The 12,566-nt window shown below is 36.3% G+C and carries 13 protein-coding genes; 10 read left to right on the top strand and 3 right to left on the bottom strand.

From position 1 onward, the window contains the following. The first annotated feature begins 268 nt into the window (after positions 1 to 268). The 6 genes from A5866_RS10845 to A5866_RS10820 all read left to right on the top strand — a co-directional run bounded on the left by A5866_RS10845 (position 269) and on the right by A5866_RS10820 (position 7,476). Positions 269 to 3,166, top strand: coding sequence for a sigma-54-dependent transcriptional regulator (locus A5866_RS10845; RefSeq protein WP_086445405.1), 2,898 nt, complete (start codon positions 269 to 271; stop codon positions 3,164 to 3,166). Between the two features lie 250 nt (positions 3,167 to 3,416). Further along, on the top strand, positions 3,417 to 3,911 hold the full coding sequence (locus A5866_RS10840) for a mannose/fructose/sorbose PTS transporter subunit IIB (RefSeq protein ID WP_086445406.1): 495 nt from the start codon (positions 3,417 to 3,419) through the stop codon (positions 3,909 to 3,911). A 281-nt stretch (positions 3,912 to 4,192) separates the two neighbouring features. Further along, positions 4,193 to 5,191 (top strand): mannose/fructose/sorbose PTS transporter subunit IIA, encoded by a 999-nt coding sequence (locus A5866_RS10835; RefSeq protein WP_086277733.1) that lies wholly within the window; start codon positions 4,193 to 4,195, stop codon positions 5,189 to 5,191. Positions 5,192 to 5,224: 33 nt separating this feature from the next. After that, positions 5,225 to 6,037: a PTS mannose/fructose/sorbose transporter subunit IIC gene (locus A5866_RS10830; RefSeq protein ID WP_086277735.1), complete on the top strand. Its 813-nt coding sequence runs from the start codon at positions 5,225 to 5,227 to the stop codon at positions 6,035 to 6,037. 21 nt (positions 6,038 to 6,058) lie between these two features. Beyond that, a complete protein-coding gene (locus tag A5866_RS10825) occupies positions 6,059 to 6,970 on the top strand; it encodes a PTS system mannose/fructose/sorbose family transporter subunit IID (protein ID WP_086277737.1) in 912 nt (303 codons plus the stop codon). 131 nt (positions 6,971 to 7,101) lie between these two features. Continuing rightward, the gene (locus tag A5866_RS10820) at positions 7,102 to 7,476 is read left to right on the top strand and encodes a DUF956 family protein (RefSeq protein WP_086277739.1); all 375 of its coding nucleotides are present in this window, start codon (positions 7,102 to 7,104) and stop codon (positions 7,474 to 7,476) included. A 57-nt stretch (positions 7,477 to 7,533) separates the two neighbouring features. Here the strand turns inward: A5866_RS10820 and A5866_RS10815 are convergent, their stop codons facing one another. Next, positions 7,534 to 8,325 (bottom strand): hypothetical protein, encoded by a 792-nt coding sequence (locus A5866_RS10815; RefSeq protein WP_254907625.1) that lies wholly within the window; start codon positions 8,323 to 8,325, stop codon positions 7,534 to 7,536. Positions 8,326 to 8,342: 17 nt separating this feature from the next. Then, on the bottom strand, positions 8,343 to 8,666 hold the full coding sequence (locus A5866_RS10810; protein ID WP_086277743.1) for a PadR family transcriptional regulator: 324 nt from the start codon (positions 8,664 to 8,666) through the stop codon (positions 8,343 to 8,345). Positions 8,667 to 8,945: 279 nt separating this feature from the next. On the opposite strand from A5866_RS10810, the gene A5866_RS10805 reads away from it, so the two are divergent. The 4 genes from A5866_RS10805 (at position 8,946) to A5866_RS10790 (ending at position 11,989) form a co-directional block, all read left to right on the top strand. Continuing rightward, positions 8,946 to 9,473, top strand: a complete 528-nt coding sequence (locus tag A5866_RS10805; protein ID WP_086277745.1) for an HdeD family acid-resistance protein — start codon at positions 8,946 to 8,948, stop codon at positions 9,471 to 9,473. A gap of 18 nt (positions 9,474 to 9,491) precedes the next feature. Continuing rightward, a complete protein-coding gene (locus A5866_RS10800) occupies positions 9,492 to 9,893 on the top strand; it encodes a hypothetical protein (RefSeq protein WP_086277747.1) in 402 nt (133 codons plus the stop codon). A 105-nt stretch (positions 9,894 to 9,998) separates the two neighbouring features. After that, positions 9,999 to 10,781 (top strand): HNH endonuclease, encoded by a 783-nt coding sequence (locus A5866_RS10795; protein ID WP_086445408.1) that lies wholly within the window; start codon positions 9,999 to 10,001, stop codon positions 10,779 to 10,781. Positions 10,782 to 10,897: 116 nt separating this feature from the next. Beyond that, a complete protein-coding gene (locus A5866_RS10790) occupies positions 10,898 to 11,989 on the top strand; it encodes a DUF5105 domain-containing protein (RefSeq protein WP_176332615.1) in 1,092 nt (363 codons plus the stop codon). A 248-nt stretch (positions 11,990 to 12,237) separates the two neighbouring features. Here the strand turns inward: A5866_RS10790 and A5866_RS10785 are convergent, their stop codons facing one another. Then, entirely contained in the window at positions 12,238 to 12,438 is a 201-nt protein-coding gene (locus A5866_RS10785) for a hypothetical protein (RefSeq protein ID WP_086277753.1), read from the bottom strand. Between the last annotated feature and the right edge of the window lie 128 nt (positions 12,439 to 12,566).

The raw sequence follows: 12,566 nt of genomic DNA, 5'->3' as shown, positions 1-12,566 counted from the left end.
AAGGTTATTAGTATACTTTTGAAACGATACACTGTATGATACACATAAAAATAGTGTATCGTTTATCGGTTACGCATAGATTGTTACGAGCTAACAATCACATTTATCCCTAAGAGGTAAAGTTCTAAGGATTGCCCTGAAACACTATGAAAAAATTGAACAAATGGAGAGTAGTACCTATTTGTTGAAGTAATCGAGAAAACGATAAATTATGAATGAGGCAGTAGATGAACTCGCTACGTTTTAAAAAAAGAAAGGAGAGACCAATTTGAAGCGTATTGAACGAATTTACCTTTATGTAAAAGAACAGACTGAAAATTTAACACCTAGTGATGTTTCTTTAGGCGGCGGAGTAACGACAGGAGAAGTTTCAGAAACTTTAGATATCCAAAGAACTAATGCCAGCAAAGACTTGAATCAGCTTGTTCGAGAAGGGTTATTAGAGAAAACGGACGGGCGTCCAGTTAAATATGTCGATAAAGCGATTTTTAAATATCAGCCGTTGTCTAAACCTGTCATGAGTTATCGGGAAGATAGTTTAGTAAATGGTCAAAATACTACCGCAGAAGAGCTACATAAGCCAACGAAGAAATTTGCTGGAGATGATATTTTTAAAGGAATGATCGGCTCAACAGGAAGTATGCGAACGCCTGTTGAACAAGCGAAAGCAGCTATTCTCTATCCGCCAAAAGGGTTAAATTGTTTAATTACCGGACCAACGGGATCAGGTAAAACCTATTTTGCCCATGCGATGTTTCAATTTGCGCTATTGAATCATGTGATCGATCCAGATAAAAAATTAGTTGTTTTTAACTGTGCTGATTATGCTCATAATCCTGAATTATTGATGTCTCACCTTTTTGGTTATGCTGAAGGCGCATTTACAGGTGCGACGAAGGCCAAAGAAGGGATCATTCATGAAGCAGACGGGAGTATTTTGTTTCTTGATGAAGTTCACCGTTTACCACCAGAAGGTCAGGAGATGGTCTTTTATTTTATGGATCATGGCACCTATTCAAGACTTGGTGAAACAGTCAAAAATCGTCATGCAGATGTACGGATCGTTTGTGCCACGACTGAAAATCCAACCTCATCTTTATTAAACACTTTTGTCCGAAGAATTCCGATTATTATTCAGTTACCAAATTTTATCGATCGTCCGGCAAAAGAGAAAATTGATTTGCTAAGAGTCATGATTTCAATGGAAGCTTCACGCATCCAGCGTAAAATTTCCTTATCCGAGGATGTAGTCAAAGCGTTGATCGGCAGTGTGTCTTATGGAAATGTTGGTCAGTTGAAATCGAATGTTCAGTTAGTAACAGCTAGAGGGTTTTTAAATCATATTGACCAAGATGAACTAGCAATCACGATCGATGAGCTGACAGACAGTATTAAAGATGGCATGATGCAACTGGCAAGTAATCGGGAAACCTTAGCTGAGCTCTCTAAGTATTTAGAACCGCAAATGATTGTAGCACCAAATGAACCACTAGTTACGATTCAGTCAGATTCCTATGAATTACCGTATAATTTATACGAAATCATTGGAGATAAAGCAGCCTTATTAAAAGCGGATGGTTTAGAGCAAGAAGTGATCAATAACTTTATTACGACAGATATCAATGTCCATTTAAAATCCTTCTATAAAGATCATGGTTTTACTTTTGATACGGAGAACAAACTAGCAGAAATCGTAGATCAACGGATTATTGACGTTACCAAAGAAATTTATAATTTCGCTAAACAAAAACTAAATTATAATTTTCAGTCAAATTTTATTTATGCGATGAGCTTACACATTAGTTCGTTTTTAAAACGAATCCAAAATGGCGAAGAGCGTCAGCATCAATTAAATGAAAATATCAGAAATATGGTGTTGGATTATCCAGTAGAATTTGAAACAGCCCAAGAAATCAAAAGAATCATTGAAATCAATTACCAAATGAAGATCCCAGAATTTGAAACCTATTATTTAGCAGTTCTCTTGATTTCACTGAGGGAAAACAAAGATGCAGGACGAATTGGGATCGTGGTTGCAGCACATGGAAAAAGTACCGCGACAAGTATGGTGCAAGTTGTATCACAATTGTTGAATGTTGATAACTTAAGGGCAGTTGACATGCCTTTAGAAATGCAGCCCAAAGAAGCGCTGCGTCAAATTGTCAATGTAGTGAAAGAAGTCAATGAAGACAGCGGTGTGATTCTTTTAGTCGATATGGGCTCACTTGCTACTTTTTCAGATGAAATCACACGGCAAACAGGCATCGACGTTCGTACGGTGGATATGGTCACGACCCCAATCGTTTTAGAAACTGCAAGAAAAACAACATTGATCGATACACAGTTAGACACACTATATGATTCATTGAAAAACTTCCAAGGTTATGCGGAGATCCACCAAGAAAGAGAGCTGGATCCGTTAGCCCCTTGGAAAAAACGCGTGATCATTGCGATCTGTGCTTCTGGTGAGGGGACAGCCAAACGGATGAAAGAAATGATCGAAGCCGCTGTGCTACCACAGTTAGACCTAGAATTAGAAGTATTACCGTTGTCTATTATAGATATGCAAGAGCAACTTGTTGCGATTCAAGAAGAATATCGCGTTATTGCGGCAACAGGAATCACTGATCCTAAAATCGCTGCACCGTTTATCCCAATGGAAACATTTTTCTCAGGTGAAGCTGAATCTGTGATCAATCAGTTATTGATGGATAGTGAGATTTATGTGGAAGCTCAAGAAATGGACGAATCAGTTGCCCGAAAAATCTGTATGGATTATATGGAAGAAAGTTTTACTTTTATCAATCCTAAAAAAATCATCAATCCATTATGGGAGTTTGCAGATATCATTCGAACAAAATTGGATTTGCAGTTGGATTATTCCTTTTATGTGAATTTAGTCATGCATTTAGCTGGAATGCTCGAAAGAGTGCTACAGCATGATACATTATCACTTACTCAAGAAGAATTAGATCAAATTACATCTGAGCCTAGCTATGACGTGGTGATGAAAGCGGCACTATATCTTAAACAACTATTCCAATTAGAATTACCAATGGAAGAAATTTATTATATTATTCAACTGATTAAAAATACACAGTTGAATCAAATAGAAAATACAGAAGATACACTAGGGGCGATACACCAAGGAGATACACTGTTTTAGTGTATCTTCTTGGTGTATTTTCTTAAATAATCCCTTAGTTTTTCCTTTTGATGTACAATACACTAATTTTGGCACGAAACTTGCTTTAAATAAGTCGACGGATGAAATCTGTTCGTTACGTAAGCATTTTTGAATACTTTAGCTAATTTTGCTAGTCGTTATTTTGGCAATAAATGTCAGAGCATAGTATTTTATTAATAAAGTATTAAGAATGTGCTAAAGGAACTAATGAAATGAAGGAGAGCAAGACATGATGGATATTCGTTTAGTGCGGATCGATGATCGTTTGATCCACGGACAAGTAGCGACTGTCTGGACTAAAAGCACCAATGTAAACCGAATCTTAGTCATTAGTGATGCCGTTGCTCATGATACGCTGAGAAAAGCGTTATTAGTACAAGCGGCTCCACCCGGTGTAAAAGTAAATGTTATTACGGTCGATAAAATGATCGAGGCTTTTGCAGATGCGCGTTTTGATAATTTAAAAGTAATGCTGTTGTTCACAATTCCTGAAGATGTCAAACGTGTAGTTGAAGGGAATGTAGTCTTTAACTCTGTCAATATTGGTGGTATGAGTTTTACAAGTGGAAAACGAATGATCACAAATGCTGTTGCGGTCAATAAAGAAGATATCGCAGCATTTAAGTATTTGCATGATCAAGGGATTAAATTGGAAATCCGCAAAGTCGTTGCAGATAACCAAGTGGATATGATGGAATTGCTGAAAAAAGAACAGTTAGTATGAGTCTTTTTTCAGATTCTATATAAATGGCGTGACAGACTGACTCGATGTTCATTATCGTAACTTATGCATAGAATTGGAAGGAGTGATCCGATCGATCGAATGTTGACGTAGTATCGTTGAGTAATAGTGGTCAGCGAAAATCATCTGACAGATTGCAAGAAGTAATTGAAGACACAAATTGAGTAACGCATTTTTTCTTTTTTATATTTTCTAGTCAGTGTTTTCATCTGTTGGTGATTTAGTGATAAGTAGTTTGAAAAAAATATAGGAGGTATCAAATTATGGTAGGAATTATTATTGCTAGCCATGGGGAGTTTGCTCAAGGCATTTTACAATCCGGTTCCATGATTTTTGGCGAACAGGAAAAAGTACAAGCAGTTGTATTGATGCCTAGCGAAGGCCCAGATGATTTAAAAGCCAAATTAAAAGCAGCAATCGCAACGTTTGATGAAGAAGATGAAGTATTGTTCTTAGTCGATTTATGGGGAGGAACACCGTTTAACCAAGCAAACAGTCTGTTTGAAGAACATAAAGACAAATGGGCGATTGTCAGCGGTTTGAACTTGCCAATGTTGATTGAAGCATATGCGTCTCGTTTTTCAATGAATTCTGCTCAAGAAATCGCAACACATATTCTTGAAACAGCTAAAGAAGGCGTAAGAATCAAACCTGAAGAGTTAGAACCTGCTGAAGCACCAAAAGCTGCTGTGGAAGATACTCAGCCAAAAGGTGCATTGCCTGAAGGTACAGTAGTAGGCGATGGCAAAATCAAATTTGTTTTAGCACGTGTCGATTCTCGTTTGTTACATGGACAAGTAGCGACAGCTTGGACAAAATCGGTTTTACCAAACCGCATTATTGTTGTTTCAGATGCTGTTTCTAAAGACGATCTTCGTAAAAAATTGATTGAACAAGCGGCTCCTCCAGGAGTAAAAGCCAATGTTATTCCAATCAGTAAAATGATTGAAATTTCAAAAGACCCACGTTTTGGGAATACAAAAGCATTATTGCTGTTTGAAAACCCAGAAGATGTGGTAAAAGTAGTTGAAGCAGGTGTAGATATCAAAGAAGTAAATGTTGGTTCTATGGCACATTCAGTCGGTAAAGTCGTAGTAAGTAAAGTATTATCAATGGGACAAGAAGATGTTGAAGCTTTTGAAAAATTGGAAGATTTAGGCGTTAAGTTTGACGTTCGTAAAGTTCCAAATGATTCTAGCGCTAACATGGATGAAATCCTGAAAAAAGCAAAACATGAGTTAGCAGAAGCAAAATCAAAATAACTTAAAAATTCAAATGAAAATAGGAGGCTTATCATGTCTATTATAACAATTATTTTAGTAATTTTAGTTGCCTTTCTAGCTGGTATGGAAGGAATTCTAGATGAATTCCAATTTCACCAACCGTTAGTGGCGTGTACCTTGATCGGTTTAGTAACAGGTAACTTGGAAGCCGGGATCGTTCTTGGCGGAACTTTGCAAATGATCGCACTTGGTTGGGCGAACATCGGAGCCGCAGTAGCACCGGATGCGGCCTTAGCATCTGTTGCATCAGCAATTATTTTAGTATTAGGCGGACAAGGTGTTAAAGGTGTTCCTTCAGCAATCGCGATTGCTGTACCTCTTGCAGTAGCTGGTCTTTTCTTAACAATGATCGTTCGTACACTTGCTGTACCGATCGTGCACATGATGGATGCGGCCGCTGAAAAAGGCGATATCAGAAAAATTGAAATGTTACACATTTTAGCAGTATGTATGCAAGGGATTCGTATTGCGATTCCAGCAGCAGCTCTTTTATTCATTCCAGCAGAAACCGTTCAATCAGCATTAGAATCAATGCCAGCATGGTTGACAGAAGGTATGGCTATCGGTGGTGGTATGGTTGTGGCTGTAGGTTATGCATTAGTAATCAACATGATGGCAACCAAAGAAGTATGGCCATTCTTTATCATTGGTTTCGTTGTAGCGGCAATTTCTCAATTAACATTGATCGCACTTGGAGCCTTAGGCGTAGCGTTAGCATTGATCTACTTGAACCTTTCAAAAATGGGTGGTTCTTCAAATGGCAACGGCAACGGCGGCGGAGGCAATACTGGTGATCCGCTGGGCGATATCTTAAACGACTATTAAATTAAGAGGAGGAGAAGAGACATGGCAGAAAAAATTAAATTAACGAAAAAAGATCGTTTAGCCGTTGCATGGCGCTCTACATTTATCCAAGGTTCTTGGAACTATGAACGTATGCAAAATGGTGGTTGGGCATTCTCAATGATCCCAGCGATCAAAAAATTATATAAAACAAAAGAAGATCGTTCATCTGCACTAAAACGTCACTTAGAGTTCTTTAACACTCACCCATATATTGCTTCACCAATTCTAGGTGTAACGTTAGCGCTAGAAGAAGAACGTGCCAATGGCGCACCTGTTGATGACGTAGCGATTCAAGGTGTTAAAATTGGGATGATGGGACCTTTAGCAGGTGTCGGTGATCCAGTATTCTGGTTTACGATCCGTCCAATGTTAGGTGCCTTAGGTGCTTCCCTTGCAATTGGCGGAAACATTCTTGGACCAATCATTTTCTTCTTAGCTTGGAATATTATCCGTTGGTCATTTATGTGGTATACACAAGAATTCGGTTATAAAGCAGGTTCTAAAATCACAGAAGACCTTTCAGGCGGTTTACTACAAGACGTCACTAAAGGAGCTTCGATCCTCGGGATGTTCGTACTGGCAGCCTTGGTACAGCGGTGGGTATCGATCAAGTTTATTCCAATCGTTTCTACAGTTAAGTTAGATAAAGGTGCATATGTTGAATGGGACAAACTACCCATCAATGGCGAAGGTCTACAAAAAGCATTTGAAGAAGTTGGCTCAGGTAAAGCTCTTTCTGCAATGAAAGTCACAACATTGCAAAACAACTTGGATCAATTGATTCCTGGACTAGCAGCGTTACTACTTACATTCTTCTGTATGTGGTTATTGAAGAAAAAAGTATCACCAATTGTTATTATTCTTGGCTTATTCGTAGTCGGCGTAGCTGGCCACGTAATCGGATTATTATAATCTGTCTATGAGTTTTATGCTTGGGGTAAAGCCATTCGGTTTTGTCCCAAGTTTCATTTACATAGCTTAATCGTTTAAAAACACATATAATGATAAGTAACATCAATCACTGAGGAAATGGAGCAGATAAAATGGTTCAATCACTGAATACACAAGTAGATTTCATAACAGATGCCACCGCTTTTACTGGCCTTACAGATTATGGAAAAATTATGATCGGCGACAAAGGCTTTGAATTTTACAATTCACGTGATAGCCGTAAATTTGTCCAAATTCCATGGGAAGAAGTTGATTATGTGATTGCTTCAGTCATGTTTAAAGGAAAATGGATTCCACGTTATGCGATCCAAACCAAGAAAAATGGCACATTTACGTTCTCTTCTAAACAGCCTAAAAAAGTACTTAGAGAAATACAGGAGTATGTAGCACCAGATCATATGGTGCAGTCTTTAGGATTTTTCGATGTAATCAAACGAGCTTTTCGCTCAATTGGCAAGAAAAAATAAAATAGCCTAATTCAAAACTTGTTTGTTTTGAGTTAGGCTGTTTTTTTTTAGCTGGAGCTAGCTTTGTTTCTCTTGTGTATAAAATTGAATAGCAGGCAGGACAAATAGTAGCAGTAGAAGCAGTGTTGAGAAGATAGCTTTGCTACCTAATGATAATGTAGCAGGGTTTACTACTCCTATTAGAACAGTAAATTCTAAAATAGCTAGAATCACAGTAGGGATGATTTCAAAGAAGCTACTTTTTTCTAAGTAATATCCGACTAAAATAATGCCAGATAAAATCAAGAGGATCAAAGCAAAGGTTTGATGTGAAAGGATGATTGTTTGTCCGATACCGTTTAATCTAGCATCAATGATGGGGACTAAAAAAATCGCTAACCAACAAATAAAAGCAAGTAGAGCAAAAAAATAGCTAGTCTTTTTGGAAAAGCTGTAGTATTTCACCATGGCAAGGATGAAAAAAATGGCCGCAACAGACAATAAAATTGGCAGACCCGTTTTAAAGAAACTAATCGCTATTACAGGCTCTAGAAGAATAGTAATTAAATTAAACTGTAGAAGCAAAACAAAGATCAGCAGAACAAATTTTATTAAAGATCTTCCAGAGCTACTTGGTAGTTCTGCTAAAATATTGTCACTGATTTCTTGCGGATTTTTTCCGAAAAATTCTTTGGCAGAAGTCCCATTTTTTTGTGCATCCAAAATATCTTGCAAGATTTCTAAGAGAATTTCCTCTGTTTGTTGTTCATCTTTATTCACGTTTACGCGGATATAAACAAGAATCTCTTCATAGTATTTCTTGTTTTCTGGATTAAGTTGCTTTCTTAATTCATTATTTTGTTTGATCATAGCTTTTGTTTTCATGTTCAGCCCTCATTTTCCATAATGTGATTTACTCCTGTTGAAATCAGTGACCATTGCTTTTCAAATTGAAGAAGATAGGTTTCCCCAGCTGGTGTTAAAGAATAATATTTTCGTTTGGGTCCATCAGTTGAGGGGCGCATTTCCCCAACGATCAAGTGTTGTTTTTGTAGTTTTAGTAAGACTGGATAAATACTTCCTTCACTGACCATATTTAAACCGTACTCTGATAAAAGAGTGATCATTTCGTAGCCGTAAACGGTCTTTTTTTGAATGATTTTTAAGATGCAGCCCTCAAGTAATCCTTTTAGCATTTGCGTTGCATCCAACTGAATTCCTCCTTTAAGGTTAGTATCTTGTAATACAATATACCAAAAAGCTACTATGTTGTAAAGCAACATAGTGGCTTTTTAGGAAAAAGTTTGTTTAGAAGTGTTTGACAGCGAGGACAAAGTAAAATCGATTGAGCAGAAATGGCAAATAGTTAAGTTGAAAGTCTGTTCGATTCGTATACAAACTTAACCTAGAGGACTTTATTTTTGACTAGACCAATATTTAGGAGTACCATAAATTTGTAGGGGAAAATAAGACAAAAGGAAGTGGATATTATGAATGAAACAAGTAGAAAAGGAATAGACTGGGGTTCTTTGATTCTAGGAATTCTGTTTGTTTTAACAGCGTTATTATCATTTCAAGATCCAGCTGGAAACTTGATTGCTATCGTGTTGGTTTTCGCTATATTTGCGATTTTAAAAGGAATTTTTGAAATTTTCGCTCGTAACAGATTAAAAGAATTAACTGGCTACAAAGCCTATGCACCAATTATTTTAGGTGTGATCGATGTTATTATCGGGGTGTACTTTTTATTTAATTTAAATATCGGTGTTGCAGCTTTACCATTTATTTTTGCAATTTGGTTTATTTTTGATTCTGTATTTGGTTTATTTACGTTAGATTTGGCCAAAGCAGTTAGTCCTGGCTATTTCTGGTTCACTTTAATTGTTGATATTTTGGGCATCATTTTAGGGATCATGCTATTGATGAACCCATTATCTTCAGCACTAACATTAAGTTTTCTAGTTGGATTTTATTTTATGCTTTTTGGTATCACGCATATCGTTTACGCATTTAGATAAGACAAGGAGGAATAAGTTATGACAAATTATGCAGAAAAAGAAGTAAAATTAGTAGAAAAAATCGGGAAAGAAATGGATAAGTTGGACGTTACTCTTGGGAAAATGGAAGATACGGACAGCAAAATCAAACATTTTTTTGAACAAGAAAAAGCCCTTCATGAAGTAAAATCAATTATCCGTAAAGAAAATAAAATTGAAAAAGAAGAACAAAAAGCACAGGATAAAGCAGTTGAAGATGCTGAAAATTGGCTCGATGATCAAGAATCATTGGTATATAAAATCAATGATGAAATCGATAAGCTAGATACAACATTAGGCAAAATCGATAGTGATGAAAATAAAGTAAAAAGCTATTTAGAACAAAAAAAGGCAATTCATGAAATTAAAAAAATTGTTAAGAAAACAGAAGAATTAGGATAATCTCTGATTTTTAAGCGAAAGTAGAGGATGGGTTGTTCAACCCATCCTCTACTTTTTTAGTGTAAAAATACGGTATAATAGAAAAAAACACGAAGGAATGACCATATGAACTACCACCGTTTTAAACTACCAGGAGCCTACTGCCCGAAATGTTCAAGGAAAGTCGAATTACTTTTTTCAGAAGAAACTTCAGCATTACCACAGTTTTATATCTGTTTTAAATGTAAAACCATTGGACAATTCGGTTTAGGTGAATTATCTGCTAATGAATTTCCAGCTTTTTCTACTGAAAGAAAAAAAGAAATCAAAGAAATTATTGAAGAAATTCCAGATAAATATAAGTATAAAGCGCAGGGGAGTCAACTGCGTCTTGAAGAGAAATCAGATACCTACACAAGACGTTGGCTTAGTCTTTATGAATATGAAAAAGCCTTTGGTGAAGAGCTAGGGTTTGAAACGATTGATTTTAGAGAAGATAAGCGTTTGTGTAAATGGTGTAATCAACCATTAGAAGGTCGACGCAGATCATTTTGTTCGGATGGTTGTAGCCGAAACTACGGTAAAGCGACATTTTTCAAGCGGGGAATTTCCACATTACCATATAGGATTGCTAGTAGAGATCGATTTTACTGTCGGATAACAGGGGAAGATTTGGCGATCACAAATCGTTTTGGTGTCAGAATTCCCGCTAGTAATCAGCAATTAGAAATCCACCACTTGATTTTTGTATCTAACGGCGGTAGTGATCATGAAACGAATCTTTTAACTGTCTCTAAACAAGTTCATAAAGAGTATCACAAAGGTGAAATAAACACAGTTCAGGCAGTTGAAAAAATCAAAGCGGAGCAATTGCTACGACATAGCGATAAAATGTATACAAAAAAATAGAATAATCATTATAATTCTCAAAAAATTAGACTATTTCCTAGAAGATTGAGATAAAACGCTCTACTTACTATAGTAAAATGGAAAGAGTGTTCAATAACTTTCAAGGGGAGAATATAATGAAAAAGTTAGGATTAGTATTTTTATCAGCAGTTGCTATTATCTCATTAGCAGCATGTGGAGGAACTGGATCTGCTAAAAAAAGTGGAGACGATAGTAAGACAGAGAAAAAAGCTGCAAAATCTAAAATCGCATCTATTACGATCGATGAAGGAGAATATGTACTTCCAAAAGAAGAAGAAGCCGAAGATGGGGAAGGCTTTCTTGCATTAAAAGTAACAATCAAAAATGAAACAGATAAAAGCCTAGATATGAGTGCAACGGATATTATGCTTTACGATGAAGATGATAGTAAGATCGAGTCACTAAGTCTTTATCTAGACGAAAGTAAAACACCACTTCTTGCTTATGAAAAAATTTCTGGGAAGAAAAGTAAAACTGGTTATGTAGTATTTCCAGTAGAGAAAAAAGCAAAATACAAATTACACTTTGAACCAAGAATTTATGAAGTAGAAAAAGAACCAAAACCGATTATTCTTGATGTGAATGCTTCTGAGTATAAAGATCACAGTGAAGATGCAGAAAAAGCTGTAACTGCATTTGTGGATGAAGTTTTCTTGGCAACTGAAAATGAAGATTACAATAAACTTGTAGCTAACGATCGTGATGCTTCCGTCAAAAATTTTGATGAAAACTTTAATAAAGCAATCAAGAAAAAATTCTACGACTATAAAGTAACCGATGAAGAAGGCTTAGCATTGGCAAAAGTCTTTAGAGAAGACAATGCCAAAATCGCAACAGTCAATTATGAGCTTGCTTCTTATTTCCCAGATGTAGCTGAAGTAACAGTGAACGTGGAAGGATTATCATTTAAAGAAATGAAAGATGAGATGGAAGCTGTAAATAAAGAATATTATGAATCTCATAGAGATCAAGAATATGATGAGAGAAGTAAAGCTGCTCAAAAAGCAGAACTTGATAAACTTCCTGAAATCTTCAAAAACACCAAACCTGTAAGTATTGATAGTTATGGTGATGGTTTTAAAGTAATCATCAAGAAAAAAGAAGATAAATGGGAAATTCAAACGAAGGGTTCAATCAATTATTTTGATAACCTTGAGCAAGCCTTCCGTGGAGATATGAGTAAATAAATAAAAAAAGATCGAATCTAGTTCGCTATGAGCTAGATCTGATCTTTTTTATTTATCTATGAGAGCCTAGGACATAACTTAAAAAGTTATGTTTCAGGCTCTTCGTATCCGAATAAACGGTGGGAGCAGAAGCAACCCCTTCGGAAATAAGCTGAAATTCACAAAAATTTGAAGAGCAATTTTCGTGAATCCCTTCTTATTTCTCGGGGTTAAACACTCCTGTCCCAACCTCGAATTTGCTACCATGTTTAGTAATATCTACGACGATTATTTGACGGACCTGAAATCATCCGAACCAACCAAACAGCAATAGCTACAGGAATCATGATCTTAATAGCAAACCATAATAAACCGCCTAAAAGTCCAAGTACAATACTCAAAACAATACTTCCTACAAAAAATAACCCGATAACCATTAATATATTCATTAGCATTGATTGTTGTCTCATTGTTAAAACCTCCATTTTTTCTCTCGTTGTCTATGAATAAAGTATAGCAAGAATCTTTCTTTATGAAATCCACCTTTAGGCTGATTTTCTCTCCACCCTTAGACGGGTCATATTCATTGCAATTACAT

It is taken from the genome of Enterococcus sp. 12C11_DIV0727 (genome assembly GCF_002148425.2).
Classification (GTDB): domain Bacteria; phylum Bacillota; class Bacilli; order Lactobacillales; family Enterococcaceae; genus Enterococcus_L; species Enterococcus_L lemimoniae.
The sequence above is the reverse complement of the archived record's forward strand: the minus strand, read 5'-3'. Positions and strand labels throughout refer to the sequence as shown.